Below are 26,078 nucleotides of genomic sequence, written 5' to 3'. Positions count from 1 at the left end.
GAGATAAGAGGGCGTCAAGACCCTGGTACGTACCAGGATTCGACGGCCGGGACTCAGGCCGGGGCAGAGCCCCGGTTCACGCCGTCGTGCCCCGGGAGGTCCGGTGTGCGCAGCCGGGGTCGTGCGACGTCGCACACGAGGTCCACCAGCGTTCGCAGCACGCCGCCTCCACCTCGGCCCGCGCGAGCGCGGCGGCCGCCGCGTCGCGCCACGCCGCGCGACGGCCCTCCCGTTCCCGGAGGACGGCGACGGTGCGGCGCTCGTCGGCGACGACGGTCTCCCGGACCACACCGATCACCGGCGCCAGGGAGGCGACCGCCATGGCGAGGGTGGTCCAGGCGGGGACGGTGCCCCAGGTGCGTACGGTGCAGAAGGAGAGCCAGAGGGCGACGGCTGCGTACATGACGGTGAGAGTGCGACTGCCCCTGCTCATGGCTGGTTCCCCTTCTCCGTCCGTCCGATGGATTCCTGATGCCCCGGATACGCGCGGGCATGACTCGCCGTCGACGCCGCGGCCGTGCCGCGGCCACCGCGGACGCCCCCGGCAGCCGGACATGACGGGGCACCAGCTCAAGGCGTCGAACGGGTGCGCTACATTTTTGCTCGCCCTTGACCGCGATCACTCACGATCCCCAACGCTACGGAGCCGGCAACCCCATGTGCGACATCGTCAACGGACTCGGCCGGGCCACCGCCTACGGCGCACTCGGACTGGTCCTGCTGGTTCTCGGCATCGTGCTGGTCGACGTGCTGACGCCCGGAAAACTCGGCAGGCAGATCTGGCAGGAGCGCAACCGCAACGCCGCCGTGGTCCTCAGTTCCTCGCTGCTCGGCATCGGCGGGATCGTGTTCACGTCGATCTGGACGACGTACGAGGACTTCGGCAAGGGACTCGCGTCGACCGCGACGTTCGGGTTGCTGGGCCTGGTGATGATGGCCCTGGCGTTCCTGGTGGTCGACCTGATCACGCCGGGGCGCCTGGGCGCCACGCTGGTCGAGCCCGAACCCCACCCGGCGGTCTGGGTGACGGCGTCCTGCAACCTCGCGGTGTCGGCGATCATCTCGGCTTCCATCGCCTGACCCGCTACCGGCCCGGGCGCCGGGGCGTCGCGAGCCGGCTGACGCCGGACCGTACCGCCCCGGTCCGGCCCGTCGACGCGCTACGCGACCCGGAAGCCCTCCCGGCGGGAGGCCTCGCGCACCCGGGAGCCCTCCCGCGCCGTGCCGCGGACCGGGGCGGGCTGGACGCGGGTGGCCGTGCTGACGCGGTACGTCGTGCGGTGGGGGTCCACCACGGGCTCGCCGAGGGTGATCCGCCCGGCCTCGTGCAGTGCGTCGCACTCGGCGGTGGGCAGGGAGGCGTAGCAACCGCCCGCGCCGGTGGTGGAGTCGAGCGGGCGCCAGTAGCTGTACCGGCGGCGGCCGCTCGCGTGCACCGTGACGTAGGTGGGGGTGCGCGGGTCGGCGATGATGCGCAGCACATCGGTGGCGGCGCCCGCCGGCCGGACGGCCGGGACCGGGGCGGCGGCACTCCGGGAGCGCCGGCCGCGGGCGGTGGGCAGCGCGACGAGGGTCGTGGGGCGGTCGACGGTGGCGAGCATCAGCAGGACCTTTCCGGAGCCGGGACACCAGACCGTCTACCCAGCACGGCCCCGGAGTTGATCTCCTTTTCTGATTATTGTGCAACCTCATACTGACAATGCGTCGGCGGCGCGCCCTGTTCCCGCTCCGGCGTGTCCGGATTCGAGGTCAGCCGCCCGGTCCCGGGTCCGGCCGCACCGCCTCGCCGACTCCGGCGCGCGCGGCCTCCAGTTGGGCCGCGAAGGCGATGCCCAGGAAGAGGGCGACGGCGGTGAGGTAGGCCCACAGCAGCAGCGCGATGACGGCGGTGAGCGGCCCGTAGAGGGCGCCGAACGCCCCGCTGCCCTTGACGTACAGGGCGAGCAGCCATGTCGCCGTCACCCACAGCAGGAGGTGGACGGCAGAACCGAAGGCCAGCCAGGTGTAGCCGGGCTGGGTCCGCCGGGGCGACCAGCGAAAGATCACCGCCGAGGCGACCCACGCCAGCGCCAGCCCCAGCGGCAGCTCCAGGGCGGTCCACCACCCCGGGCCGCCGTCCGGGTCCCCGGCCACCTCGACCACCGCGTCGGTCACCGCGTCACCGGCGACCAGCACGACGAACCCGAGGACCAGGGGCAGGCCCGCGGTGAGCGCCAGGACCACGGCCCTGCCGTACTTGCGGGGGAGCGGGCGGTCGCGTTCGATCCCGTAGATGCGGTTGGCTCCCCGCTCGATCTGCCCCATGGCGGACGCGAGGTTCAGCAGGGCGAAGCCGAGGCCGAGCCACAGCGCGAGCGGGCCGGCGAAGTCGTCGTGGGCGCTGCGCCGGGTCCCGTCGAGGGCGTCCTCGACGAGCCCGGCGCCGGTACCGGGCACGATCCGGCCGAGAGTGAGTTCGATGACGCGGCCCACGCTCTCGGTGTGCACGGAGGTCGCGAGCCCGACCAGCGCCACCGTGCACGGCACCAGGCCGAGCACGAACTGGAAGGCGAGGGCGCGGGCGTTGGTGAAACCGTCGGCGAAGCGGAAGCGGGCGAAGGAGTCGGTCAGCAGCCGCAGGCTCCCGTAGTGCCGCAGCGCGGCGAACGCCTCGTCTCCGGAGAGTTCCTCTCCGATCATGTCCCGGGTCTGCGGGACACGGACGACGGTTCCCATGGGCGCACGCTCCTCGCCTCGACTGGTTCTGCTCCCCTCATTGATGGCCCCATTTCCTCCCGTCACACCTCCTGTCGCGTCACACCGGGCGTGCACGGGGCCGTGGCGGAGCCGGCGGGGAGGTGCGCGCCCGCACATGCGGTCGGCCACGTGGGTACGGGTCGGCCGGGTCGTCGCAGGCGAACGGGACCCGCGCCGGTTCCCAGCCCCACTCCCCCGCGCGCTCCAGCGGGTGGCAGAGGAACGAGCCGTCGATGCTCAGTGGCGCGCAGCCGTCGAGGAAGCCGGGGAAGCCGAACAGGTAGGCGCCCCCTCGTTCAACTCCCACAACGCCTTCAGGTCGTCGTGGAGCGGCCTGCCGATGCGCCGCTCGTGCCGGGCGGGCGCCTCGGGGGTCACCGGCGGGCGGAGCCGGGCGTGGGTGGCGGGCGCGTGGCGCCGCAGCCACGAGGTGAGGCGTCCCCACTGCTGCCCGACTTCCGTCCGCGGGTCCAGGCCCGGTCCCCCCGACGGCTCGTCCTGCGTGGGTGCGGCGGGCCGCCGGCGCCGTCCGCCGCACGCGGCGGCGGTCGCCGTGGTGAGAGCGGTGAGCACAACACTGCGGCGGCACGCGGTGGTTGGTTTCACCGGCCGACGACAACGGCACCGGGTGCACCGGCGCGCACCACCCCCGCACGGTGCCGGCGCACGTGGGGAGGGGTGTCAGGTCCCGTCGCCGAGCGGGTCGTGTCCCCAGTTCATCAGCGAGTGGCGCCAGCGGGTGTCGCGTACGTCGCCGGACGGGCGCTGGGCGAGGTGGCGGCGGATGTAGCCGACGACCTTGCGCATGTGCGCGTAGTCGTCGTCGGAGAGGTCCTTCCTCCCTGTGCGGAGGATGCCGACGATGCGGCGGCCGGACGCGTGGCCGGTGGACTCGCCGCCGTCCTCGTGCTGTCCCGCGCCGCGGGACTCGTCCGTGCCCAGCCACTTCTCCAGTTCGGCGGGCTTCATGTTGACCAGTTCGCGGAACTCGTCCCAGGTCTCGTCCTGGCGTGCGCCCTCCGCCGCGCTCACTTGTTCTTCTTCTTGAGCGCGGAGGGCTTGTGGACCGCCGACTTGCCCGACTTCTCGCTGCGCACCTTGTACTGAGGTTCCTCCTCCGAGGCGGCGACCTTCCGTCCGGCCGCCTCGGTGCGCTCGGTGAGCTTCTTCTCGACCTTGCCCTTCGTCTCACTGCCGTGGCTGCTCCAGGCGACCTCGTCGCCCTCGCGGAGGTTCTTTCCGCGGTCGCTTCCCTTGCTCATTCCCAGCGCCTCCTTCGGTGGTGGCCGGTCCGGTTCCACCCTGATGCCACGGCGGCCGGGGCGCATCCCGGGGGCGACGCACGTCCGGGCCGGCCCCCGCGGGGGCCGGCCCGGATCAGCGGCGGGGCGCGAAGATCAGACGAGGTCGAACCGGTCCAGGTTCATGACCTTGTCCCACGCCTTGACGAAGTCCGCCACGAACTTCTCCTTCGCGTCGTCGCTCGCGTAGACCTCGGCGAGCGCGCGCAGCTCGGAGTTGGAGCCGAAGACGAGGTCGGCACGGGTGCCGGTCCACTTCACCTCGCCGGTGGCCGCGTCACGGCCCTCGAACAGGGTCTGGTCCTCGGACGTCGCCTTCCACGCCGTGCCCAGGTCGAGCAGGTTGACGAAGAAGTCGTTGGTGAGCGTGCCGGGGGCCGTGGTGAACACGCCGTGTGCGGTCTGCGCGTGGTTGGCGCCCAGCACCCGCAGGCCGCCGACGAGGACGGTCATCTCGGGGGCGCTCAGCGTCAGCAGGTTGGCCCTGTCGAGCAGCAGGAACTCGGCCGGCAGGCGGTTGCCCTTGCCGAGGTGGTTGCGGAAGCCGTCGGCGGCCGGCTCGAGCGCGGCGAACGACTCCACGTCGGTCTGCTCCTGCGACGCGTCCACCCGGCCCGGCGTGAACGGCACCGCGATCTCGACGCCCGCCTCCTTGGCGGCCTTCTCGACGCCCGCGGCGCCGGCGAGCACGATCAGGTCGGCGAGCGAGACCTGCTTGCCGCCGGACTGCGCGGCGTTGAAGGACTCCTGGATGCCCTCCAGGGTGCGCAGCACCGTCGCGAGGCGGTCGGGGTCGTTGGCCTCCCAGCCGCGCTGCGGCTCCAGGCGGATGCGGGCGCCGTTGGCGCCGCCGCGCTTGTCGCTGCCGCGGAAGGAGGAGGCCGACGCCCATGCCGTCGACACCAGTTCCGACACGGACAGGCCCGAGGCGAGGACCTGCTCCTTCAGACCGGCGACGTCCGCGGCGTCGACGAGGTCGTACGTCCGCTCCGGCAGCGGGTCCTGCCACAGCAGCGTCTCGGCGGGGACCTCCGGGCCGAGGTAGAGCGACTTGGGGCCCATGTCGCGGTGGGTGAGCTTGTACCAGGCGCGGGCGAAGGCGTCCGCGAACTGGTCCGGGTTCTCCAGGAAGCGCCGGGAGATCGGGCCGTAGACCGGGTCGAAGCGGAGCGCGAGGTCCGTCGTCAGCATGGTCGGCTGGTGGCTCTTCGACGCGTCGTGGGCGTCGGGCACGGTGCCGGCTCCGCCACCGTCCTTGGGCCGCCACTGGTTGGCGCCCGCGGGGCTCTTGAACAGCTCCCACTCGTAGCCGAAGAGGATCTCGAAGAAGCTGTTGTCCCAGGTGGTCGGCGTGTTGGTCCAGGTCACCTCCAGACCGCTGGTGATCGTGTCGCCGCCCTTGCCGGTGCCGTAGGTGTTCTTCCAGCCCAGGCCCTGCTCCTCGAAGCCGGCGGCCTCCGGGTCGGGGCCGACGTGGTCGGCCGGCCCGGCGCCGTGGGTCTTGCCGAAGGTGTGGCCGCCCGCGATGAGGGCGACGGTCTCCTCGTCGTTCATCGCCATCCGGCGGAACGTCTCACGGATGTCGCGGGCCGAGGCGATCGGGTCCGGGTTGCCGTTGGGGCCCTCCGGGTTGACGTAGATGAGGCCCATCTGGACCGCGCCGAGCGGGTTCTCCAGCTCGCGGTCGCCGGTGTAGCGCTCGTCGCCGAGCCAGGTGGACTCGGGACCCCAGTAGACGTCCTCCTCCGGCTCCCAGACGTCGGCGCGGCCGCCGGCGAAGCCGAAGGTCTCGAAGCCCATGGACTCCAGGGCGACGTTGCCGGAGAGGATCAGCAGGTCCGCCCACGACAGGCTCTTGCCGTACTTCTTCTTGACCGGCCACAGCAGCCGCCGGGCCTTGTCGAGGTTGGCGTTGTCGGGCCAGCTGTTGAGCGGCGCGAAGCGCTGCTGGCCGGCGCCGGCGCCGCCGCGGCCGTCGCTGATGCGGTAGGTGCCCGCGCTGTGCCAGGCCATCCGGACGATGAGCGGGCCGTAGTGGCCGAAGTCGGCGGGCCACCAGTCCTGCGAGGTCGTCAGGACCTCGGCGATGTCCCGCTTCACCGCCGGGAGGTCGAGGGACCGGAAGGCCTCGGCGTAGTCGAAGTCCCCGCCGAGCGGGTTCGCCACGGCCGGGTTCTTGGCGAGGATCTTCAGGTTGAGGCGCTCGGGCCACCACTGGCGGTTCCCGCCGCCCTGGGTGGGGTGCGCGGCGCGCCCGTGCGCGACCGGGCAGCCACCTGCCTCCTCCACCTTGGGTTCGGTGACGATCGCGTCATGGTTCTCGGTCATGGAAGTCCTTCCGGGCGAAAAGGTTCGCGCAGTTCAGGTACTGCGGGCGGGGGAACAGGCGGGGCACAGGCCCCAGTAGACGACCTCGGCCTCGTCGATGGTGAAACCGTGGCTCTCGGACGCGGTCAGACAGGGCGCGTCGCCGACCGCGCAGTCGACGTCGGCGACGGCGCCGCAGGAACGGCACACCACGTGGTGGTGGTTGTCCCCGACCCGGCCCTCGTAGCGGGCGGGGCTGCCGGCCGGTTCGATACGGCGTACGAGGCCGGCCGCGGTGAGCGCGTTCAGCGCGTCGTACACCGCCTGCAGGGAGACGTGCCCGATGCGCCGGCGCACTTCGGAGGCGAGCGCCTCGACTCCGAGGTGGCCGCCCTGGCGGACGGTGTCGAGGAGGGCGACGCGGGCGGCCGTCGCACGGAGGCCCGCACCGCGCAGCTCCTCGGCGCCTGACGGCGGCCGGGATGCGGTCATGGGCGTGAGCCTAGAGCCCCAGACACGAATAATTCCAGAGAACGAACGGGTCCAGTCTTGGGGCCTGTCCGGTAACGGCGGGTGGCTCCCGAGTTGCGTCCGGGGCTGAGTCTGCGACGAGCCGCCGGTGACACCGCCACCACACCGTGGCGCGGGTGTCAGTACAGGACGCGCAGCGCTCCGGGGAGGACCCTGGCCGTGACGGGGAGGGTGGCGTCGACCTCGCCGTCGGTGCCGTAGGGGAGGTCCCGGTCGGCCTCGACGCGGATCTCGGCGCCCCGCAGGATCCGCACCTCGGGCCGGCGGACATGGACTCCGGTCCTGAGCTCGTTCATCAGGGTGAAGAACAGCCGCCGGGGCGCCTCCCGGATCATGACGACGTCCAGCAGGCCGTCGTCGACGCGGGCGCCGGGGGCGATGATCCGGCCGGATCCGTAGAAGCCGGAGTTGGCGGCGACCACCGTGTACCCGGTGTGCGGGTGCTCCTCGCCGTCGACGGTGACCCGGTAGCGGGCCGGACGCCAGGTCGTCACGGCCCGCAGGCCGCCCGCGTAGTAGGAGGCCGAACCCCTCAGCAGCCGGGACCGGTTGGCGTGACGGTTGGCGAGCGCGTCCACCCCCGCGTACACGCTGCCGAGAACGACGGCGCGGTCGTGGACGGCGGAGCTGACCTGCACGGTGTCGACCGGCCGCGGCTCCCCGTGGAGCAGTGTGCGGGCCAGGGCCTCCGGCTCCCGGGGCACTCCCAGGGCGCGGGCGAAGTCGTTGCCGCGTCCGGCCGGGACGAGTCCGAGGGTCGCGCCGGTTCCGCTGAGGGCGCCGCCGACCGCGCCCGCGATGCCGTCCCCGCCCACGGCGAGGACGATCCGTCCCCGCCGGCCGGCGTCGCGGGCCAGCTCCCGTGCGTGGTCCAGGCTGTGGCTGTAGTCGGTCCGCAGCTCGGCGCCCGCCTCGCGGAGGTGCCGGGCCAGCGCGAGCAGCGCGGCCGCTCCGGTGGCCGCTCCCGCGGTGGGGTTGACGACGGCGGTGAACTGTCGCATCGGTGTGCCTCCGGGCGGGCCGACGGGATGGGAACGGGTGAGGGTCCGGCCGGGGCCGGTCAGTCGGAGGGCAGCAGGACTCCGGGGTTCAGCACTCCCGCCGGGTCGAGTCGCCGCTTCACGGCGCGCAGGGCGCCGGTGCCCAGCGGTCCCGCCTCGCGGACGTACCAGTCCCGGTGGTCGGTGCCGACCCCGTGGTGGTGGCTGATGGTGCCGCCGGCGGCGAGGATCGCCTCGTTGGCCGCGTGCTTGGCGCGGTTCCAGTGCGCGACGGGGTCCTCGCCCTGGGCCGAGACCACGGTGAAGTAGAGCGAGGCGCCGTTCTCGTAGACGTGCGAGATGTGGCACATGACCAGCGGCGGGGTGCCGGCCCCGGTGAGGATGTCGGTGAGCGCCTCGCGCACGGAGGCGTACAGCGCGGGGACGCGGGACCAGAACGTCGCGGTCTCCAGCGTCTCGGCGAACGCCCCGGCGTCGAGGAGCGCGTCACGCAGATACGGGGCCGAGTAGCGGCCGTGCGCCCAGCGCCGGCCCGGCTCCTCGCCGAGGGGGGTGCCGCCGCAGTCGCGCAGGACGGCCGCGGCGCGTTCCCTGCGGTACGCGGTGTCCTCCTCCGTGCCCTCGTAACCGGCGACGGCCGTGCAGCCGGCGGCCGGCGGCGCGCCGGAGCCGATGGCCTCCGGGTTCGACAGGCCGATGAACGTCTCGGTCTCGTCCGACAGGCGCAGCACGGTGGGCCGGGGCCCGTCCTGGGCGAGCCGGCGCAGCGCGGTGGTCCCCTCCTCGAAGGAGGGGAAGTGCCAGCCCTCGTGGACCGAAGTCCGCGGAACAGGGCGGATCCGTACGGTCACCGAGGTGATGACGCCGAACGCGCCCTCCGAGCCGAGGACGAGCTGGCGCAGGTCGGGTCCGGCGGCCGAGCGGGGGGCGCGGCCGGTGTCGAGGGTGCCCTCCGGGGTGGCGAGGGTGAGGGACAGCACCATCTCGTCGAACCGGCCGTACCCGGCGGAAGCCTGGCCGCTGGAGCGGGCGGCGGCGAAGCCGCCGATGGTGGCCCACTCGTAGGACTGGGGGAAGTGGCCGAGGGTGAAGCCGTGTTCGGCGAGGAGTGCCTCGGCGCGGGGGCCGCGCAGTCCGGGCTGCAGGGTGGCCGTGCGGGAGACCGGGTCGAGGTCGAGCAGGGCGTCCATGCGCCGCAGGTCCAGGGCGACGAAGGCGCCGCGCGGCTCGGGGGCGAGTCCGCCGACGACGGAGGTGCCGCCGCCGAACGGCACCAGCGGCAGGCCGTGTGCGGCGCACACCCGCAGGACGGCGAGCACCTCGTCGTGTCCGGCGGGCAGCAGTACGGCCGCGGGGATGTCGGCGAGGTCGCCCTCGCGGATGCGCAGCAGGTCGGGGGTGGACTTGCCGCGCGTGTGCCGGACGCGGGTCTCCGCGTCGGTGCGCACCCGGGTCCCGTCGCCGCCCAGGGCCGCGACCAGGGCGCGGCGCGCCGCGGGCTCCAGGGGGCTTTCGGGGACGGCCATGTCGTCGAGGGCGACGGGGGCCGTCTCGCGGGGCCGGACGCCGAGCAGATCGCGCAACAGCCCGATCACCGTGCCGGGCAGCGGCGTCGCCTCGGCCGGGTCGCCCCAGCCGCTCCACAGCATGTCCATGGCTGTCGTCCTCACCGGTCGGAACGGAGCGCTGCCGTCGACCGACGGCCTCACCTGGCGTTACACTGTGACACATGACGCCTATTCGTCACAACGCTTCCGGCGGTTCGGACAACGACACGGTGCTCGACGCGGTGCGGGACTGCGTCCTGGCCGTCGGGGTCCGCCGCACCACGCTCACCGATGTCGCCCGCCGCGCCGGGGTCTCGCGGATGACGCTGTACCGGCGGTGGCCCGATGTGCGGTCGCTGGTCGGTGATCTGATGACCCGGGAGTGGATCGAGGTCGCCACCGGGGCGATCCCGGCGCGCGAGCCCGGGACGACGGCCCGCGACATGCTCACCGAGGGACTGATCACGGCGGTGCGGGCCTTCCGCGCCCATCCGCTCTTCCGGAAGATCCTCGACGTGGACCCGGAACTGCTGCTGCCCTACGTGCTGGACCGCCGCGGCGCCAGCCAGGAGGCCCTGCTGGAGCTGCTGTCCGGCTCCCTGCGCGAGGGCCACGCCGACGGCTCGGTGCGCGAGGGCCACCCCGAACGGCAGGCCCGGTCGGTGCTGCTGATCGTGCAGTCCTTCACCCTGTCCCTGCGGACCATGACCGACGAGGACGACCCCGACCTCGCCTCCGAGGCCTTCCTCCGCGAACTGCGCGGCATCCTGGAGAGGACCCTCACGCCGTGAACGCCGACGCCCGGGGCGGCCCCGCCCCCGCCTCGTCCCTGTCCGCCGCCCGGCGCGCGCGTGAGCTGACCGGCTCCGTGGGCGGTCCCGTCGCCGACGTACTGGTCGTCGGTCTCGGCGCCACCGGCGCGGGGGCCGCGCTGGACGCCGCCGCCCGCGGACTGGACGTGGTCGCCGTCGACGCCCACGACCTGGCCTTCGGCACCTCCCGTTTCAGCAGCAAGCTCATCCACGGCGGACTGCGCTACCTCGCCTCCGGACGGCTCGACGTCGCCCACGAGAGCGCGGTCGAACGCGGAGTGCTGATGGAGCGCACCGCACCCCATCTCGTCCACGCCCAGCCGTTCGTGCTGCCCCTCACCCCGCTGGTCTCGCGCGGTCAGGGCGCTCTCGCGCGGGCCGGCTTCCGGGCCGGCGACGCCCTGCGGCTGGCCGCCCGCACCGCCCGGGCCACCCTGCCCCCGCCGCGCCGGCTCTCCGCGCTGGAGACCCGCCATCTCGCGCCCGCCCTGCGGCGCGACGGCCTGCGCGGCGGACTGCTCTCCTGGGACGGCCGGCTCACCGACGACGCGCGTCTGGTGACCGCTTTGGCCCGTACGGCCGCGGCGCGCGGCGCGCGGATCCTGACCCGGGTCCGGGCCCTGGAGCTGACCTCGACGGGGGCCAGGGTCCGTGACGAACTCACCGGCGAGGAGGGCGAGATCCGTGCCCGCGCGGTGATCAACGCGTCCGGCGTCTGGGCGGGCGGCCTCGTCGACGGCGTCCGTATCCGGCCCTCCCGCGGCACCCACCTGGTGCTGCGCCCCGAGAGCCTCGGCCCGCTGACCGCGGGCCTGCACATCCCGATCCCCGGGGAGACCAACCGCTTCGTCCTCGTCCTGCCCCAGGACGACGGCCGGGTCTACGTCGGCCTCACCGACGAACCCGTGGACGGCGACATCCCCGACGTGCCCCGTCCTCCGGAGACGGACATCGGCTTCCTCCTCGACGTCCTGTGCTCCGTCCTGCACACACCGGTCCACCGGGCCGACGTCGTCGGCGCGTTCGCCGGACTGCGGCCCCTGCTGGACACCACCGCGGGAGATCCCGGCACGGCGCCCAGGACCGCCGACATCTCGCGGCGGCACGCGGTGCTCACCTCCTCCGAGGGCGTCGTCACCGTCGTCGGCGGCAAGCTCACCACGTACCGGCGGATGGCCGAGGACGCCGTCGACGCCGCCGTCCGCGTCCGCGGGCTGGGGGCGGGGCCGTCCCCCACCGCGACCCTGCCCCTGGTGGGCGCCGCGCCGCCGCACGTCCTCGCCGCCCTGCCGGCGCCGCGCCGCCTCGTGCGGCACTACGGCACCGAGGCCCCGGCCGTGCACGCGCTCGGTGCGCGGGACGCCCGGCTGCGCGAGCCGGTGCTGCCCGGGTACCCCGTCACCGGCGCCGAGTTGCTCTGGTCACTGCTCCACGAGGGGGCGCTGGACGAGGAGGACGTCCTCGACCGCCGTACCCGCATCGGCCTCGTCCCGACCGACCGGGCGACGGCGCTGGACGCGGTGCGCGGGCTCGTCGACCGGGCGTCGTCACACGGCGGTTGAGCGGGGTGTCAGCGGGGGTGCACACCGACCTCACGGAGCGAGTAGCCCCACTCGGTCCCCCGGTCCAGGAACTGGACGCGCACATGGCGGGCCGGTGAGGTGGTGAAGGCGGCCGTGTCCAGGCCGCCGTCGCCGGAGGCGGTGGACCAGACGGTGCGCCAGTCCGTGCCGTCGGCGGACAGCTCGACGCGGTACGAGGTGGCGTACGCGCGTTCCCAGTCCAGCGTGACGCGCCCCACCTGCCGGGTGGCGCCCAGGTCGATCCGCAGCCACTGGTCGTCGCTCCAGTCGCTGGCCCAGCGGGTGCCCCGGTCGCCGTCGACGGCCCGGCCGGGCGCGTAACTGGTGAACGGGTTCCACTCCGCCGAACTGGCCGTGGCCGGGGCGCCCTTGGCGAGGTTCACCGCGGCCCGGTGCCGCTCGGAGGCCCCCCAGGTGTCGAGGTAGGACTCGGCACCCCGGAAGAGGTCGTCCACCACGTGCTGTCCGCCGGTACGCCGGATGTCCTCGATCCAGTCGGGGACGAGGCCGTAGTGCGCGGCTCCGTCGGTGTTCAGGTCCCAGGTGCGCTCGCCGGTGGTCTGCCGGTCGAGGACGGAGCCGCCGTCGACGCTGCGGAAGGGGTAGGTGACGGCGTCGGGCGCGTCCGCTCCGCGCGGGGCCGGCCAGCCGCCGACGCCGTTCATGTCCGTGCCGTAGCCGTAGCCCACGCCGTACTCGTCGCGCAGCGCCCCGGTGCGGTCCGCCTCGGCGACGAAGCCCTCCGAGCCGTGCATGTACTGGGCGGTGAACCCGCCGAGACCGTAGACCCGTTCGGTCCAGTTCAGGTCCATCCAGCTGTGCGAGGAGAGGACTCCGGGGTACGACTCGGCCTCGAAGAGGTCGAGCACCCGGCCGGTGGCCTTGACGCTCATGTGGTCGATCTCGAGCATCATGTTGCGTTCCATCATGCCGCGCACGGCGTACTCGCCGAGTGCGGTCAGGCCGCGGACGTTGCACCGGGCGTCCTCGTCGTAGGACGGGACCGCCACGCCCGCCGGGAGCCTCTTCTCCGCCTCCGGGGCGGCGGCCAGGCCGATCGGGTTGTCGTGCTGGGGGCCCGTGCACCGCTCCGTCCGCCAGAAGGTGCCGGTGGACAGGAACTGCCCGACGTTGATGGCCGTACCGAGCGTCCCCTCGTCGAAGCGCACGCCGCACAGCGCGTTGTCGAACTTGTGGCACAGGAACATGCTGCGCACGCCCAGCGCGTACAACTCGTCCAGGCCCGCGTCGATGTCCTCCTCGTCGCACTGCGCGATGTCCAGGACCTGTTTGCAGCCGAACGGTTCGGAGGTCTCGACGCCGAGGACGACCGCGAGCTTGCCCTGCGCGACGACGTCGCGCGCCTGCGCGCTGTCCGTGACGATCCGGAACCAGCCCTTGCCCGGCCCGCCGTACATGCCGTCGATGTGGGCCTGCAGGTCGTACGTCAGCTTCGCCTGCAGCCGGATGGACGTCATCTCGTCGCAGTCGCGGTCCTTGAAGAAGTACACCGAGCAGATCACGCCGTTGGTGACGAGGTCGTTGACCAGCACCCGCTGGCCGCCGCGCCAGGCGCGCTCGATCCACGCGTAGTAGTTCTGCTGGTGGGTCAGGGAGTCGTGGGCGGGCCAGTCCTTGAACGTGGGCCAACCGACCGGGTCGTGCCTGCCGTCGCCGCCGTTGGTGATGAAGTCGAACACGGCGAGCGAGCCGTCGGGGTAGTGCTCGGGGCAGTCCTTGAGCGCGTCGGCGATCCCCTTCGCGGAGAACGCCTTGCCGCAGATGAGCCGGCCGCCGAAGGCCTCGTTGGCCATGATGTGGTTGTGCGCGTCGACGAATCCGCGTACCTCGCCGGCGGCGTTGGTGCCCTTGAACGGTTCACCGGTGACGTCGATCCCGGAGTCGGGCGCCGGACGGGCCACCGGATCCCACCAGTTGCCGCCGGCCGCGGCGGTGGGCGTCGGCCCGAGGGCCACGGCCAGCACCAGGAGGAGCAGCGAGACGACGGCGACGTGGCGCCGTCCGCGATACGTGGCCATTACGCACGTCCCTCCGTCGACGGAGTTGTCATGACCGGCGCAAGCTATGGCCAGAGGATCGCCACTCCCCCGCACCACGTCAAGGGCACGGGCCGGCACGACGGAGAATCGTCCGGTTCCCCCCGTACGGCCCGGAGGCGGCGCCTCGGGCTACCCCTCGCCGTTCCTCTCGTAGTGGAGGGAGATGGAGCGCAGGACGTCGGCGGAGGAGACGTCGGTGCGGCCCTCGTCGTGGATCTCGGCGAGCTGGACGAAGGCGAAGGTGAGCGCGGAGGTGATCTGCACGATGGCGGGACCCAGCTTCTCGGTGACGATCTCCGCCACCTCGCGCGCGCTCGCGTCGGCCGGCAGCTGGATGCGCGGCAGCATCTCCTCCAGGAGCTGGGCGACGGCCCCGTTCCGCGCCACGTCGGCGCCCGGGTCCGCACGGAGTCGCCGTCGCATCTCCAGGGCCTCGGTCAGGATGCCGACGCCCCGCTGCATGATCTCCCGCTGCTCCATGGGCACAGCCTAGACATGGACTGGCCTGGCCGAACCCCTTCTGACTATCATCCTTTTCATAGAAGAATGGGAACTTTGTCCATCGAGGGCGGCTGCCGAGCGGCGGCGTCCCCGCCCGAGTGAGTGATCCATGTCCCGCACCGGCTCCACGGACGACGGCGACGAGCTGCTGGCCCGGCTCGGGACGCTGATCGCTCAGGCACGCGCGCAGGCGGAGGGACAGCGCTCCCGGGTCGAACTCGCCGTCGCCCTGCAGCGCGGCATGCTGCCGAGGGGGCTGCCGGTCGCCGACGGCGTGCGGCTGGCCGTGCGGTACTCGCCCGCGTACCAGGGCCTCAACGTCGGCGGTGACTGGTACGACGCCTTCACCATGCCGGACGGCCGGCTCGGTCTCTCGATCGGCGACGTCCAGGGGCACAACATCGAGGCGGCCGCCTTCATGGGGCAGGTCCGGGTCGGACTGCGGGCCCTCGCCTCCGTCGACAGCGACCCCGGGGAGATCCTCGCCCGGACCAATGAACTGCTGCTGTCCCTGAGCTCGGACCTCTTCGCCACCTGCACCTTCATGCGGCTCGATCCGGTCAGCCGGCTGATGGAGAGCGCCCGGGCCGGTCATCTGCCGTGCGTCTGGGCCACCTCCGACGGCCGCTCCGGGGTGACCGAGGACGAGGGCGGCCCGCCGCTGGGGATCCAGTCCGGCGTGGTCTACCCCGTCACCCGGTACCGGCTCGACACGGGCGGGGTGTTCGTGATGCTCACCGACGGGGTGGTGGAGGGCCCGTCCATGCGGCTCGACGAGGGACTGGACCAGGTGGTGCGGCTGGCGGGCATCGCGGCGGTCGCGCGCATGGACACCGACGCGCTCGCGGCCGCCGTGATCAAGCAGGCGGAGCGGGTGGGGCACGACGACGACGCAGCCGTGCTGGTGATAGGGCACGACGGTCCCGTCACTCGGCCATAGGGGCGCAGGCCCGGCCCTCCCGCCTCGCCGAGGCGGCGGGCCCGGTGTCTGATGGCTGTGTGGTGGCTCGCCAGGATCTTCGTACACCGGCTGTCTTCGTGCTCGAGACGCTGGCCGTCGCCGCCTGCTACTACGCGGGGGGACGACTGGGGCTGCTGCGCGACCTGACCGTCAGCGGCGCGGTGGTCTCGCCCCTGTGGCCGCCGACCGGGGTGGCCGTCGCCTGTCTGCTGGTCCTCGGGCTGCGGTGCTGGGCCGGCATCGCGCTGGGCGCCCTGCTGATCCTCGTGCACCTCACCTCGCTGCGGTGGACCTCCCTGGGCGTCCTGGCGGGCAACACCCTCGCGCCGGTGTGCGGGTATCTGCTGCTGCGCAGGGCGGGCTTCCGCATCGAGCTCTCCCGATTACGCGACTGTCTCTACCTGGTGTTCCTCGGCGCTTTCTCGGCCATGCTGATCAGCTCCACCACCGGCGCCCTGACGCTCTTCACCACCGGTGACCTCCCGGCGGACGACTTCTGGGGAGTGTGGCTGGCGTGGTGGGTCGGCGACGCGATGGGCGTCCTGCTCGTCACCCCGGTGCTGCTCGTGCTGTACCGCGCCCGCGCGCCGGTGCACTGGGCGAGGTGGAAGGAGGCGGTGGGGCTCGCGGTGATCGCGGCGGTGCTCGTGCCGCTGGCGACGCACAGCCCGGGCAGTGTGCTGTTCTCCATCTACCCGCTGCTGATCTGGGCGGCTCTGCGGTTCGAGCTGACCGGCAGCATGCTGTGCGCCCTGTTCGCCTCCGTCATGGCCACCACCGCGGCGACCGACCGGATCGGACCCTTCCGGCACCTGACGGAAGTACAGGTGATGATCAATCTCCAGGCCTTCAACATGGCGATGGCGCTGACCGCCCTGCTGCTGTCCGCGGTGATCACCGAGCAGCACAACACCAGACGTTCCGTGGAACGGGCCTGTCAGGAACTGGTAGAGGTGCTGGAGCACCTGACCGCCGGGGAATCCGCCCCCGCGCGTCCCCCTCGTCACACGGACGAGTGACTCCTCGGCTCCGGCTCCGGCTCCGGCTCCGGCTCCGGGCGGGGCATGGGCCGGGCGAACACTATGAACGCAAAGGCCGAGTCCATGGTCCTCGCGGTCCGGGATTCCTAGCATCCCGGGCCATGCGCGAAAACGCGCCGACGAACCAGGAGCCGCGCCTTGAACAGATCCCGTCACGTGTCCCGCGCCCCCCGCTCGCCCCGCCCCCGCCGGGGCGGCCGGTGGCGCGCGCTGAGCCTGTGCCTCGCGGCCGCCGTCACCGGCGCCCTCGCCCAGGCGCCGGCCACCGCCCTCGCCGGGGACTCCGCCCCGTCGCCCGCCGGCTGTCCCTCCGGCCTGGCGGGGAAGGCCACCTGCTACACCGGCCGGGACACGAACGGCGCGTACTACACCATCGCGATCCCCGAGCACTGGAACAAGAAGCTCGTCGTGCACGCCCACGGCGGCCCCGACCTCGGTGACGGCTCCGACCCCGAACGCAGCACCGGGGACCTGGAGCGCTGGCAGGTCATGGTGGACCAGGGCTACGCCTGGGCCGGTTCGTCGTACCGCCGGGGCGGCTACGGCACCCGGATGGCCGCGACCGACACCGAGAACCTCCGCCGCCTGTTCACCGAGGAGTTCGGCCGGCCGCAGCGGACGTACCTCCACGGACAGTCGTGGGGCGGCAACGTGGCGGCCAAGACCGTCGAGATGTACGGCGGGGCGAACGGCCCGTACGACGGCGCGCTGCTCACCAACGGGGTCCTGGGCGGCGGCTCCCGCGGCTACGACTACCGGGTCGACCTGCGCGTCGTCTACCAGTACTACTGCGACAACCTGCCGCGCCCCGACGAGCCGCAGTACCCGCTCTGGCAGGGGCTGCGCCCCACGTCGACGCTGACGGCGACCGGGCTGCGCGCCCGGCTCGAGGAGTGCACCGGCCACGCCTCCCCGCCTGCGGAGCGCACCGCGCTCCAGCAGCGCAACCTCGACGACATCCTCGCCGTCACCGGCATCCCCGAGCGCACACTGGAGTCGCACCTGCGGTTCTCGGTGTTCACGTTCCGCGACATCGTGCACAAGCGGCTGGGTGACCGCAACCCGTTCACCAACACGGGCGTGCGGTACTCCGGTTCGCACGACGACGAGGCGCTCAACGCGGGGGTGGAGCGGTTCACCGCCGACCCGGCGGCCGCGCGCGACCTGTCGTACGACAGCGACCTCACCGGCAAGGTGAAGATCCCGGTGCTCACCCTGCACGCCATCGACGACCCCACCGCGTTCGTCGAGCACGAGGCCGCCTACCGTGACGCGCTCGCCGGCGCCCACCGGGACCGGAACCTGGTGCAGACGTTCACCGACGAGCACGAGCACAGCGGGCTGAGCACGTCGGAGTACGCCAATTCCATCGCGGCGCTCGACGGTTGGGTGCGCACGGGGGACAGGCCGACCCCTCGGTCGATCGCCGCGTCCTGCGCGCGATTCGACCGTGCGTACGGCACCGGGTGCTTCTACGAGCCGGAGTACCGGCCGTCGTCGTACTCCTCGCGGGTCCTGCCGCGGCCGGGCGGTACGAGCTGGCCGGCCATGACGGCCGCGCAGGAGAAGTCCTGGAGCCGCGTCGACGGTGTCGGCATCGCGCCCTGACCCCGCCCGTCCGGGCGGCGCCCCTCACTCGCGCAGGGAGGCGGCGTCGCCCATGACGATCACCGGGTGCCGGTCCGGGTCGAGGGTGCGCAGGAGTTCCCTCATATGGGGCTCCTCGAGGCTGACGCAGCCCTGGGTGGGTCCCTGGTGGTCGACGTGCAGCCAGATGCCGCCGCCCCTGCCGGCGCCCAGCGGGCGGGTGAGGTCCAGGGGGGACGTGCCCGGTTCGCGGTTGTAGTCGATGGCGATGACGTAGTCGAAGGAGCCCTCCAGCGGCTCCCCCTCGAAGCCGGTGCCGCCGACGCCGAATGCGTCCGACCGGTCGTACGGCAGCTCGGTGCCGGGATCGGGCAGCAGTCCCCCGGCGTCGGTGAGGGTGAACACGCCGATGGGTGAGCGCAGGTCACCCGCCCAGTGGTCCTCGGTCCAGCCCTTGAGGGCGTTGCGCGCGGGCCATGCCGGGCCGCTCCGCCACCCGGAGCCGGTGTGCTGGTACAGCACGGCCTCGGAATGGTTGGCGTCCCTGTCCCGCCCGGTGACGACCACCACCTGGCGGGCGTTCGCGGGAATCCAGGCCAGGGTCCGGGCGCCGAGGCCGGGGATCCGGGCCGGCAGCCGGGCGGGCGGTACGGCGCCGGCCCTGCCCTGGGCGGTGCCGGTGGTGCCGGGCGCGGCGTCGGCGGTGCCCGGCACGGGGCCGGCGGTGCCGGGCGCGGTGGGGGCCGCGTCCGGCGCCCCGGCCGCCGGGACCTCCCGTGCGGTGCCGCCCGCCCCGCAGGCGCTCAACGCCACCAGTACGACGAGGACGACGGCCGCCGGCACCCCCCGGGCGCGCGCACGGGCGGCGGCGCCGGCCCACCGTCCGGCGCGGCGGGAGGCGCGATGCGGCGGGCGGCGGGGGCAGTCGATCGATGAAACCATGCCCTCAGCCTGACTTCGACTTCCCGGAAACGCGTCAGCTCCCCGCGCGAGTCCGGCGAAGTCCCCCATCTGCCGTGCCGGGGAGCACCCCGCGCACGGACCCGAACGGGTGAACGCCAGGGCCCTCGCACCGTGCCGGGACGTCAACCCGGCGCCGCTCGGCAGAAACGGTCAGCCGCGTCCGGCCGTACCATGGCTGGCCATCGGGGAACCAAGAGGAAGAAAGGGGCACCGCCGTGTCCGAGAATTCGACCGCCGCCACCGATCTCACATCGCAGTACACCGCGCAGGTCGCGGGCGACCTGGAGCGCAACGTCGGGGAACAGGAGCGGGTCACGGCCGAGATCGCCGCGCTGCAGGAGCAGTTGACGGTGCTCCAGCACGACCACACCATCCTGGTGAACATGCAGCAGGCCCTGGGCCTGGCCCCGGCACCCCCCGTGCCCGCGGCCGCGTCCGGGCCCGAGGACACGCCGGAAGCCGGTGCGGTGACGGGCGGTACGACGGTCCCGGCGCCGCGCCGGAGGGCGGGCGCCAAGACCGCCGCGGACAAGCCGAAACGGGCGAAGAAGGCGTCCGCGCGCACCGCGTCGGGGAAGTCCGCGCGCAAGTCGCCCGTGAGCAGGGCGCAGACGCCCCGCAAGGAGGAGGCCGGGACGGAGCGGCCCAAGCTGGTCGACCTCGTCCGCCGGCATCTGAGCGAGCAGAGCGAGCCGCGCTCGGCCGCCGAGGTGGCCGGTGCGCTCGGGGAGTCGCAGCCCGGACGCACCGTCAGGACCACGGTCGTGCGCAGCACCCTGGAGGGCCTCGTCGCCCGCAACCAGGCCCAGCGCAGCAAGCAGGGCTCGTCCGTCTTCTACACGGCGTCCGACACCGCCGGGCAGGCCGCGGAGGGGAGCGGGGACGCGCGGTCCTGACACCGCCTCACCCGGCCGTCACCCCACCGTGTGAGTCACCTCCAGCGGCTCGAAGGCGATCCGGGTGCGGGCCGTGCCGCCGGCCCACACCACCTCGCACGTCCCGTCGTCCACCCGCACCTCGTCGACCGCCTCCGGCAGCGGCACCGCCCCCTGGTCCGCGGTGAGGGACGCCAGCGCGAGGTGCACGGAGGCGCCCTCGCACCGGCCGGTCAGGCGGGGTACCCGCGCCCAGGGGGTCCATGCCGTGCCCTGGGGCGCGCGGACCGGGTCCGGGGACGGGTCGCACCAGCCGTGCAGTCCGTACAGGGCGGACGTCAGGGGCTCCTCGGGGCCGGTGGCCCAGCCGGTGAGGGTGAGACGGGAGCCCGCCGGCGCCCCCAGCACCCGGTGCGCCCGCAGCTCGTGACCGCCGTGCGCCACCGTCACGCTCTCCACGCGCAGCCCCGGGACCATCGGCGGACCGCCGGCGAAGACGGGCCGGTGCCACGAGGCCGCCCAGCCCCACCCGTCGCCGTGCCCCGCGCCCAGCGGGTGGATGCGGCGGCGCACGCTGTGCCGCCCGCCGGTGTGCACCGACAGGTGGTTGTCGGCGACGTTCCCCGCCGCGGTGGGCCCGGTGCGGGTGGAGTAGGCCTGCCGCCCGTAGTACGGGTCGTCCTCGGCCGCCGACTCGCCCTCGTGCGGGCGTACATGGTCACTGCCGTGGTTGTGCAGCCGTACGATCCCGTCGGCCCGGGTCGCCTGTACGAGCAGTCCCGGCGCGGGCAGCGCGAGCACGCGGTCGGACTCCTCGACCGGGGCCGGCTCCTCGCGGGCCGTCCAGAAGGCGTGGCCGGCGGGGGCCAGCAGGGCGACGAACGCCTTCGACGCCCAGTACGGCGACGCCGGACCCGAGTAGCTCTGCAGACCCGCTTCGTGCGGGCCGTGCCAGCCCAGGCTCAGCAGTCCGTCGGCGGTGACCGCGCCCCGGTCGAGGAAGTGGCGCAGGCTGCCGCTGGCGACGCGGCGGGAGGCGCCGGGGGTGAGCGGGGTGTGGCCGGTGACCGCGCCCAGCGAGACGGCGGCCGAGGCGGCGAAGCGGTAGGTCAGCGAGCGGCCGAAGTGCAGCGGCGCCCCGTCCCCGCCGAACATCAGGGCGAAGCTCTCCAGGTGGGTGCGCAGCCGTTCCCCGTGGGCGGCCGCCGCCTCGCCGTCGCCGGCGAGATGGGCGTCGAGGACCGGGTAGAGGTGCAGCGCCCAGCCGTTGTAGTGGTCGAAGGCGCGGCCGTCGCCGTCGGCGTACCAGCCGTCGCCCCGGTACCAGCCCTCCAGCAGTTCCAGCGCCCGGTCGCGGGCCGCCGCCGTCTCGGCGTCGCCGCGGCCGACGGACTCCAGGAACCCGGCGACCGTGTAGGGGAAGAGGTACCAGTTGTTGGGCGCCGGGGTGTGCCGCAGCGCGCCCCGCAGCCACTCCTCCGCGCGGTCCCGGACACCGGGGTCGAGCCGCTCCCACAGCCAGGGCGCGGTCAGCCGCAGGCCGAGCGCGACCGACGCCGACTCGACCATGGGCTGGCCCTGCACGTCGTGGTCAAGGATCAGCGGCCAGGACTCGGTGTCGTCGCGGCCCGGGGTGCGGGTGCCGGCGGCGAGTCCGCTCGCGTACCGCTCCAGCAGTCCGTGCGGGTCGTCGCCGCCGGAGCCCGCGACGCGGAAGGCCGCGGCGAGGAACGTCCGCGCGTAGCCCTCGAGTCCGTCGGAGCGCACACCGGAGCGGGAGGGCCGGCCCGGCAGGTCGAGCAGCGCGCAGCCGGGGGTGCTCCGTCGCCAGGCCGCCCTGAGGAGGCCGTCGGCCACGGCTTCCCAGTGGGCGCGGGTGTATCCGGTGCGGGGGCTGAGGTCGTGGTCGTCGGCGGGCAGTTCGAACGGGATGCTCATGCCAGGAAGGCCAGCCTTTCGCGTCGTACGGGGTGGAGGAAGCCCTCTCCGGAGGCCCAGCGCGTGATCTCGGAGAGGGCGAGGCCGGCCAGCCGGCGCCATTCGTTGCCCTGGGAGCCGGCGAGGTGGGGGGTGAGGAGCACGTTGTCGCACTGCCACAACGGGTGGCCGGGCGGCAGGACCTCGGGGTCGGTCACGTCCAGCACGGCGCGGATCCGGCCGGCCAGGGCGGCGTCGGCGAGCGCGTCCTGGTCGAGGACGGCGCCGCGCGCGGTGTTGATCAGTACGGCGTCGGGGCGCATGGTGTCGATCAGTTCCCGTCCGACCAGTCCGCGGGTCGCGGGCAGCAGCGGGGTGTGCACGCTCACGGTGTCGCTGCGCCGGAACAGCTCCGCGAGCCCGACGCTTCGCACGCCGAGTTCCGCGGCCCCGGCCTCGTCGACGAACGGGTCGTGCAGCAGCACCTCGACGTCGTGCGGGCGCAGCAGCTCGATGACCCGGCGGCCGATGAGGGACGCCGACAGGACGCCGACGGTGCGGCGGTGGTTGCCGACCGTGCGGGGGGTGCTCAGCCAGTCCGGCCGGGTGCGGGAGGCGCGGTAGTCGCGCGCGGTCTCCAGCACCCGCTTCCCGGTGAGCAGGATCATGGCGAGGGTGTACTCGGCGACCGGGACGGCGTTGGCCGCGGCGGCGGAGGACACCTCGATGCCGCGTTCCCAGCAGGCGTCGGTGACATGGCCGCGCACGCTGCCCGCGGTGTGCACGACGGCCCGCAGCCGCGGCGCCGCCCGCAGCACGTCCGCGTCCAGCGGCGGACAGCCCCAGCCGGTGACCAGCAGGTCGACGTCGGCGAGCACGGTGCGGGCGCGGGACGTGGTCAGGTCGTCCAGCACCGGGAGCGGCGCGAGGTCGCAGAGCGCCGCGAGGTCGGTGAGCGACTCGGCGTCGAGGACGGCCGCGGCGGCGTCCGGGGACATGGCCAGTGCGGCGCGGGGGCGGTGGCCGGGCGTGGGCTCGGTCATGGCGGTGGGGGAACTCCTTGTGCGGACGGGGTCACTTGACGGCGCCGGCGGTCAGACCGCTGCGCCAGAAACGCTGGAGCAGGGTGAAGGCGAGGATGAGCGGCAGCACGGCGAGGAGCGAGCCCATGATGACGACGGGGTAGTACTCCGGGGAGACCGAGGCGGAGCTGTTCCACTGGTACAGGCCGAGGCTGACGGGATAGAGGTCCTGGTCGGACAGCATCACCATCGGCAGGAAGAAGTTGTTCCAGATGGCGGTGAGCTGGAACAGGAAGACGGTGACCAGGCCGGGGCCGAGCATCCGCAGCGCCACCCTGACGTAGGTGGTCAGCTCCCCCGCGCCGTCGATGCGCGCGGCCTCCAGCACCTCGTCGGGCACGTAGCCCTGGCTGAAGACGCGGCCGAGGTAGACCCCGAACGGGTTGAAGAGCACGGGGACGAAGACCGCCCAGAAGGTGTTGACCAGGCCGGCCCCGGAGGCCATCAGGTACAGCGGCAGCGCGAGCACCGTCTGCGGCACCATGACCGCCGCCAGCACCAGGCCGAACAGCTTCTCCTTGTGCCGGAAGCGGTATTTGTCGAAGGCGTAGCCGCAGGCGACGCTGACCAGGGAGCCGATCGCGGCGCCGGCCACGGCGTACAGCAGGCTGTTGACGTACCAGCGGCCGTACAGGCCGCCGTCCATGGCGAACAGGTCCCCCAGGTTCTGCAGGAACGAGAAGTCGCCGAGCGACAGCAGGTCGCTGCCGAACAGGGAGTCCCGGCCCTTCGAGGCGGCGAGCACCAGCCACAGCACGGGCAGCAGGGTGTAGAGGACGGAGATCGCGACGACCGCGTTGACCGTCGTGCGGCCCAGCAGCCCGGGGCGGGACAGGGAGCTGTCGGTGACGCTCATCGGGCCTCCTCGGCGTTGCCGGCGCGGCTGGTGAAGCGGGTGACGCCGTAGGACAGGGCGATGGTGCAGACGAGCAGGACGACCGAGGCGGCCGCCGCGAGGCTGTAGTTGTTGCGGGTGAAGGCCGCGTCGTAGATGTACATGCTCGGCGAGAACCGGGAGCTGATCATGGGTGAGGACTGGCTGAGCAGCATCGGCTCGGTGAAGAGCTGGAGCGCCCAGATCAGGGTGAAGATCGCGACCATGACGATCGAGGCGCGCACCAGGGGCGTCTTGACCTGGAGCGCCGTGCGCACCGGGCCCGCGCCGTCGACGACGGACGCCTCGATCACCTCGCGGGGAACGGCCCGCAGGGCGGCGTAGAAGACCACCGTGTTGTAGCCGAGGTTGCTCCACAGGGCGATGTTCACGATGGACGGGATCACGGTGTGGATGCCGAGGAAGTCGATGGTGAGGTCGGCCTTGGCGAACAGTTCGATCACCGGGCTGATCCCGGGCGTGTAGAGGTACAGCCAGATCAGGGCCGCGATGATGCCGGGCACCGCGTGCGGCAGGAACAGGCCGAGCTGGGCGAAGGCGCGCAGCCGGACCGCGCCGGAGTCCAGCAGCAGGGCGAGTGCGAGCGCGCCGAGCACCAGCAGGGGGATGTAGACCAGGCAGTACAGGGCGACGGTGCCGAGTCCGCCGAGGAAGGTGGGGTCGGTCAGCACGGCGGCGTAGGAGCGCAGTCCGACGAAGACGGTGCGCTCGGGCCCGAAGCCGAGTCCGGGCTGGTCGTCGCTGTAGAAGCTGAGGCGGACGGCGGTGCCGACGGGGATCAGGAAGACGGTGACCAGCAGGGCGAAGAAGGGGGTCATGAGGACGCCGCAGGCGGTCAGCCGGCGGCGCCGGGCGGCCCTGCGGGCGCGCGGGTTCGCGGGCGCCGGTGCGGTGGTGCCGGGGGCGCCGGCCGGCACCCGCGGCGGGGTGGTCGTGGTCATGGGGTGTCACCTGCCTTTCGTCGGCTCAGGTGCTGTGCTGGGTGGTGGACAGGCCCAGGGCCTTGAGGTCGGGCATGGTGCCCTCCTGGGCGGTGCGCAGGGACTCGGCGAGGGTGCCCTGGCCGCCGCCGACGCGGGCGAAGGAGTCCTGCATGACCTTCTGCGTCGCGCTCATCCGCGGTCCCCAGAGCCAGTCCGCGCCGATCTTGCCGGCCTCCTGCTCGAACAGGGTGTAGATGTCCTGTCCGCCGTAGTACGAGCGGTCGAACGCCTCCCGGCCCACCGGGACCAGGCCGGGGGCGGCCGGGTACTGGCTGCTGGTGCCGCTGGAGAGGCGGGCGCGCAGGGCGTCGGGGTGGGAGACCTGCCACTCGATGAACTCCATGGCGGCCTCGGGATGCCTGCTGTCCCTGGTGACCGCGAAGGTGGAGCCGCCGTGGGTGCCGACGGAGGGGCTGCCGGTGTCCCACTGCGGCAGCGGCGCGATCCGCCACTGGCCCTTCTGCCCGGGGCGCGCGTTCATCTGCGCGCCGGCGTCCCAGGCGCCGCTGAGCCGGGTGAGGACCAGGCCGTCGCCGATCTGCGCGTCGGACTGCCGGCTCTCGACGGCGTTCACGAAGACGTCGTCGCGGTCGATGAGTCCCTGCCAGTACTCCGCGACCCGCCGGGACGGCGCGTCCGCGAGGGAGACGTTCCAGGCGCCGCGCGAGGTGTCGAACCAGCGGGCGCCGGCCTGCCAGGCGTAGGCGGCGAACTGGGTCATGCCGTCGGTGGGGAAGAGCACCAGCCGCCGGCCGGGGGCCGCTCGGCGTACGGTCGCGGCCTGCTCCGCGAACTCGTCCCAGGTACGGGCGGGCGTCAGGCCGTGGCGGTCGAACAGGTCGGCGCGGTAGTGCATCACCATCGGCTCGACGTCCAGCGGCACGCTGAACACCCGGTCCTCGAAGGTGGTCAGCCCGAGCGCCCGGGGCAGCAGCTTGCGGCGCAGGCCGTCACTGACGAGGTCGGTGATGTCGCGGGCGACGCCGTCGATGGCGTAGCCGGGGACCTGCGGGTATTCGATGGTGGCGACGTCGGGCGCGTTGCCGGCCCGGGCGGCGTTGCTGAGCTTGGCGTAGCCGCCCTGTCCGCCGGAGGGGATCTGCTGGAACTCCACCTGGACGGTGCGGTGGGTGCGGTTGAACGCGTCGACCACTTCCTGGCTGCCGCGCAGCGCGGACCAGAAGGTGATGCGCGTGGTGCCGCCCGTGCGCGCCGACGAGGCTCCGTCTCCCCCGCTGCAGGCGCTCACGGCACCTGTCAGGGGTACGGCGGCCATCGCGGCGAGCACGGAGCGACGGCTGGGTCGTCCGGGCATGGCGCCTCCCGCGGCTCCTGCGTGTCGGGGGGACACGACTGTTCGGGACACGGGAATACTCAGCGCTCGACCCGCAAACGG

Annotated in this window: 25 protein-coding genes; 7 read left to right on the top strand and 18 right to left on the bottom strand. The window is 73.3% G+C overall.

Annotation, left to right across the window (positions count from 1 at the left end; genetic code table 11):
• Positions 1-76: 76 nt before the first annotated feature.
• Positions 77-433, bottom strand: coding sequence for a hypothetical protein (locus CNQ36_RS32930; RefSeq protein WP_004921560.1), 357 nt, complete (start codon positions 431-433; stop codon positions 77-79).
• A gap of 224 nt (positions 434-657) precedes the next feature.
• Between CNQ36_RS32930 and CNQ36_RS32925 the strand changes: the two genes are divergently transcribed.
• Positions 658-1,080, top strand: coding sequence for a DUF350 domain-containing protein (locus tag CNQ36_RS32925; RefSeq protein ID WP_121549376.1), 423 nt, complete (start codon positions 658-660; stop codon positions 1,078-1,080).
• An 80-nt stretch (positions 1,081-1,160) separates the two neighbouring features.
• Here the strand turns inward: CNQ36_RS32925 and CNQ36_RS32920 are convergent, their stop codons facing one another.
• The 9 genes from CNQ36_RS32920 to CNQ36_RS32880 all read right to left on the bottom strand — a co-directional run bounded on the left by CNQ36_RS32920 (position 1,161) and on the right by CNQ36_RS32880 (position 9,531).
• On the bottom strand, positions 1,161-1,601 hold the full coding sequence (locus CNQ36_RS32920; protein WP_121549375.1) for a hypothetical protein: 441 nt from the start codon (positions 1,599-1,601) through the stop codon (positions 1,161-1,163).
• A gap of 148 nt (positions 1,602-1,749) precedes the next feature.
• Positions 1,750-2,715 (bottom strand): YihY/virulence factor BrkB family protein, encoded by a 966-nt coding sequence (locus CNQ36_RS32915; protein WP_121549374.1) that lies wholly within the window; start codon positions 2,713-2,715, stop codon positions 1,750-1,752.
• Positions 2,716-2,794: 79 nt separating this feature from the next.
• On the bottom strand, positions 2,795-3,043 hold the full coding sequence (locus CNQ36_RS34895; protein WP_163013461.1) for a hypothetical protein: 249 nt from the start codon (positions 3,041-3,043) through the stop codon (positions 2,795-2,797).
• Between the two features lie 374 nt (positions 3,044-3,417).
• Entirely contained in the window at positions 3,418-3,705 is a 288-nt protein-coding gene (locus tag CNQ36_RS32905; protein ID WP_121549651.1) for a DUF3140 domain-containing protein, read from the bottom strand.
• A gap of 59 nt (positions 3,706-3,764) precedes the next feature.
• On the bottom strand, positions 3,765-3,998 hold the full coding sequence (locus CNQ36_RS32900; RefSeq protein ID WP_121549372.1) for a hypervirulence associated TUDOR domain-containing protein: 234 nt from the start codon (positions 3,996-3,998) through the stop codon (positions 3,765-3,767).
• Between the two features lie 135 nt (positions 3,999-4,133).
• Complete coding sequence (gene katG / locus CNQ36_RS32895) at positions 4,134-6,365, bottom strand: catalase/peroxidase HPI (RefSeq protein WP_121549371.1); 2,232 nt, start codon at positions 6,363-6,365, stop codon at positions 4,134-4,136.
• A 33-nt stretch (positions 6,366-6,398) separates the two neighbouring features.
• Positions 6,399-6,836 (bottom strand): Fur family transcriptional regulator, encoded by a 438-nt coding sequence (locus CNQ36_RS32890; RefSeq protein WP_004921575.1) that lies wholly within the window; start codon positions 6,834-6,836, stop codon positions 6,399-6,401.
• A 158-nt stretch (positions 6,837-6,994) separates the two neighbouring features.
• Positions 6,995-7,876 carry a diacylglycerol/lipid kinase family protein gene (locus tag CNQ36_RS32885; RefSeq protein ID WP_121549370.1) on the bottom strand — a complete coding sequence of 294 codons (882 nt, stop codon included), beginning with the start codon at positions 7,874-7,876 and terminating at the stop codon, positions 6,995-6,997.
• Between the two features lie 59 nt (positions 7,877-7,935).
• Positions 7,936-9,531 carry an FAD-binding oxidoreductase gene (locus tag CNQ36_RS32880; protein WP_121549369.1) on the bottom strand — a complete coding sequence of 532 codons (1,596 nt, stop codon included), beginning with the start codon at positions 9,529-9,531 and terminating at the stop codon, positions 7,936-7,938.
• 74 nt (positions 9,532-9,605) lie between these two features.
• Between CNQ36_RS32880 and CNQ36_RS32875 the strand changes: the two genes are divergently transcribed.
• Together CNQ36_RS32875 and CNQ36_RS32870 are read left to right on the top strand one after the other, a co-directional pair.
• On the top strand, positions 9,606-10,214 hold the full coding sequence (locus CNQ36_RS32875; protein ID WP_121549368.1) for a TetR/AcrR family transcriptional regulator: 609 nt from the start codon (positions 9,606-9,608) through the stop codon (positions 10,212-10,214).
• Positions 10,211-11,797: a glycerol-3-phosphate dehydrogenase/oxidase gene (locus tag CNQ36_RS32870; protein WP_121549366.1), complete on the top strand. Its 1,587-nt coding sequence runs from the start codon at positions 10,211-10,213 to the stop codon at positions 11,795-11,797. Before CNQ36_RS32875 ends, CNQ36_RS32870 begins: the two co-directional genes overlap by 4 nt.
• Before the next feature lie 8 nt (positions 11,798-11,805).
• Here CNQ36_RS32870 and CNQ36_RS32865 read toward each other — a convergent pair whose 3' ends face one another.
• On the bottom strand, positions 11,806-13,857 hold the full coding sequence (locus CNQ36_RS32865) for a discoidin domain-containing protein (RefSeq protein WP_121549364.1): 2,052 nt from the start codon (positions 13,855-13,857) through the stop codon (positions 11,806-11,808).
• 150 nt (positions 13,858-14,007) lie between these two features.
• Entirely contained in the window at positions 14,008-14,358 is a 351-nt protein-coding gene (locus CNQ36_RS32860; RefSeq protein ID WP_040905338.1) for a hypothetical protein, read from the bottom strand.
• Positions 14,359-14,488: 130 nt separating this feature from the next.
• On the opposite strand from CNQ36_RS32860, the gene CNQ36_RS32855 reads away from it, so the two are divergent.
• The 3 genes from CNQ36_RS32855 (at position 14,489) to CNQ36_RS32845 (ending at position 17,988) form a co-directional block, all read left to right on the top strand.
• Positions 14,489-15,319, top strand: a complete 831-nt coding sequence (locus tag CNQ36_RS32855; RefSeq protein ID WP_121549362.1) for a PP2C family protein-serine/threonine phosphatase — start codon at positions 14,489-14,491, stop codon at positions 15,317-15,319.
• A 59-nt stretch (positions 15,320-15,378) separates the two neighbouring features.
• Positions 15,379-16,359: an MASE1 domain-containing protein gene (locus CNQ36_RS32850; protein ID WP_121549360.1), complete on the top strand. Its 981-nt coding sequence runs from the start codon at positions 15,379-15,381 to the stop codon at positions 16,357-16,359.
• Between the two features lie 159 nt (positions 16,360-16,518).
• A complete protein-coding gene (locus CNQ36_RS32845) occupies positions 16,519-17,988 on the top strand; it encodes an alpha/beta hydrolase family protein (protein ID WP_163013460.1) in 1,470 nt (489 codons plus the stop codon).
• A 24-nt stretch (positions 17,989-18,012) separates the two neighbouring features.
• Here CNQ36_RS32845 and CNQ36_RS32840 read toward each other — a convergent pair whose 3' ends face one another.
• Positions 18,013-18,909, bottom strand: a complete 897-nt coding sequence (locus CNQ36_RS32840) for a L,D-transpeptidase family protein (RefSeq protein WP_240659506.1) — start codon at positions 18,907-18,909, stop codon at positions 18,013-18,015.
• 236 nt (positions 18,910-19,145) lie between these two features.
• Here CNQ36_RS32840 and CNQ36_RS32835 point away from each other — a divergent pair, with 236 nt between their 5' ends.
• Positions 19,146-19,826 (top strand): hypothetical protein, encoded by a 681-nt coding sequence (locus CNQ36_RS32835; RefSeq protein ID WP_121549356.1) that lies wholly within the window; start codon positions 19,146-19,148, stop codon positions 19,824-19,826.
• 18 nt (positions 19,827-19,844) lie between these two features.
• Here CNQ36_RS32835 and CNQ36_RS32830 read toward each other — a convergent pair whose 3' ends face one another.
• From CNQ36_RS32830 to CNQ36_RS32810, 5 genes are read right to left on the bottom strand one after another with little or no spacing between them, the layout of a single operon-like run.
• On the bottom strand, positions 19,845-21,743 hold the full coding sequence (locus tag CNQ36_RS32830) for a DUF2264 domain-containing protein (protein ID WP_121549354.1): 1,899 nt from the start codon (positions 21,741-21,743) through the stop codon (positions 19,845-19,847).
• Positions 21,740-22,765 (bottom strand): hydroxyacid dehydrogenase, encoded by a 1,026-nt coding sequence (locus CNQ36_RS32825; RefSeq protein WP_121549352.1) that lies wholly within the window; start codon positions 22,763-22,765, stop codon positions 21,740-21,742. The genes CNQ36_RS32830 and CNQ36_RS32825 overlap by 4 nt, the downstream gene beginning before the upstream one ends.
• Before the next feature lie 31 nt (positions 22,766-22,796).
• The gene (locus tag CNQ36_RS32820) at positions 22,797-23,660 is read right to left on the bottom strand and encodes a carbohydrate ABC transporter permease (protein WP_121549350.1); all 864 of its coding nucleotides are present in this window, start codon (positions 23,658-23,660) and stop codon (positions 22,797-22,799) included.
• The gene (locus CNQ36_RS32815) at positions 23,657-24,640 is read right to left on the bottom strand and encodes a carbohydrate ABC transporter permease (RefSeq protein WP_121549348.1); all 984 of its coding nucleotides are present in this window, start codon (positions 24,638-24,640) and stop codon (positions 23,657-23,659) included. Before CNQ36_RS32815 ends, CNQ36_RS32820 begins: the two co-directional genes overlap by 4 nt.
• A gap of 25 nt (positions 24,641-24,665) precedes the next feature.
• On the bottom strand, positions 24,666-25,997 hold the full coding sequence (locus CNQ36_RS32810) for an ABC transporter substrate-binding protein (RefSeq protein WP_121549346.1): 1,332 nt from the start codon (positions 25,995-25,997) through the stop codon (positions 24,666-24,668).
• Positions 25,998-26,078 lie beyond the last annotated feature (81 nt).

Origin of the sequence: Streptomyces fungicidicus (assembly GCF_003665435.1) — a bacterium.
GTDB lineage: Bacteria > Actinomycetota > Actinomycetes > Streptomycetales > Streptomycetaceae > Streptomyces > Streptomyces fungicidicus.
Note: the sequence above shows the minus strand (reverse complement) of the source record. Positions and strands in the feature narration are given on the sequence as shown.

What these genes read in the sequence shown, in the direction of transcription:
- CNQ36_RS32930 (WP_004921560.1), bottom strand. Translation starts at nt 433, where the DNA reads ATGAGCAGGGGCAGTCGCACTCTCACCGTCATGTACGCAGCCGTCGCC.
- CNQ36_RS32925 (WP_121549376.1), top strand. Translation starts at nt 658, where the DNA reads ATGTGCGACATCGTCAACGGACTCGGCCGGGCCACCGCCTACGGCGCA.
- CNQ36_RS32920 (WP_121549375.1), bottom strand. Translation starts at nt 1,601, where the DNA reads ATGCTCGCCACCGTCGACCGCCCCACGACCCTCGTCGCGCTGCCCACC.
- CNQ36_RS32915 (WP_121549374.1), bottom strand. Translation starts at nt 2,715, where the DNA reads ATGGGAACCGTCGTCCGTGTCCCGCAGACCCGGGACATGATCGGAGAG.
- CNQ36_RS32905 (WP_121549651.1), bottom strand. Translation starts at nt 3,705, where the DNA reads ATGAAGCCCGCCGAACTGGAGAAGTGGCTGGGCACGGACGAGTCCCGC.
- CNQ36_RS32900 (WP_121549372.1), bottom strand. Translation starts at nt 3,998, where the DNA reads ATGAGCAAGGGAAGCGACCGCGGAAAGAACCTCCGCGAGGGCGACGAG.
- katG (WP_121549371.1), bottom strand. Translation starts at nt 6,365, where the DNA reads ATGACCGAGAACCATGACGCGATCGTCACCGAACCCAAGGTGGAGGAG.
- CNQ36_RS32890 (WP_004921575.1), bottom strand. Translation starts at nt 6,836, where the DNA reads ATGACCGCATCCCGGCCGCCGTCAGGCGCCGAGGAGCTGCGCGGTGCG.
- CNQ36_RS32885 (WP_121549370.1), bottom strand. Translation starts at nt 7,876, where the DNA reads ATGCGACAGTTCACCGCCGTCGTCAACCCCACCGCGGGAGCGGCCACC.
- CNQ36_RS32880 (WP_121549369.1), bottom strand. Translation starts at nt 9,531, where the DNA reads ATGGACATGCTGTGGAGCGGCTGGGGCGACCCGGCCGAGGCGACGCCG.
- CNQ36_RS32875 (WP_121549368.1), top strand. Translation starts at nt 9,606, where the DNA reads ATGACGCCTATTCGTCACAACGCTTCCGGCGGTTCGGACAACGACACG.
- CNQ36_RS32865 (WP_121549364.1), bottom strand. Translation starts at nt 13,857, where the DNA reads ATGGCCACGTATCGCGGACGGCGCCACGTCGCCGTCGTCTCGCTGCTC.
- CNQ36_RS32860 (WP_040905338.1), bottom strand. Translation starts at nt 14,358, where the DNA reads ATGGAGCAGCGGGAGATCATGCAGCGGGGCGTCGGCATCCTGACCGAG.
- CNQ36_RS32855 (WP_121549362.1), top strand. Translation starts at nt 14,489, where the DNA reads ATGTCCCGCACCGGCTCCACGGACGACGGCGACGAGCTGCTGGCCCGG.
- CNQ36_RS32840 (WP_240659506.1), bottom strand. Translation starts at nt 18,909, where the DNA reads ATGGTTTCATCGATCGACTGCCCCCGCCGCCCGCCGCATCGCGCCTCC.
- CNQ36_RS32830 (WP_121549354.1), bottom strand. Translation starts at nt 21,743, where the DNA reads ATGAGCATCCCGTTCGAACTGCCCGCCGACGACCACGACCTCAGCCCC.
- CNQ36_RS32825 (WP_121549352.1), bottom strand. Translation starts at nt 22,765, where the DNA reads ATGACCGAGCCCACGCCCGGCCACCGCCCCCGCGCCGCACTGGCCATG.
- CNQ36_RS32820 (WP_121549350.1), bottom strand. Translation starts at nt 23,660, where the DNA reads ATGAGCGTCACCGACAGCTCCCTGTCCCGCCCCGGGCTGCTGGGCCGC.
- CNQ36_RS32815 (WP_121549348.1), bottom strand. Translation starts at nt 24,640, where the DNA reads ATGACCACGACCACCCCGCCGCGGGTGCCGGCCGGCGCCCCCGGCACC.
- CNQ36_RS32810 (WP_121549346.1), bottom strand. Translation starts at nt 25,997, where the DNA reads ATGCCCGGACGACCCAGCCGTCGCTCCGTGCTCGCCGCGATGGCCGCC.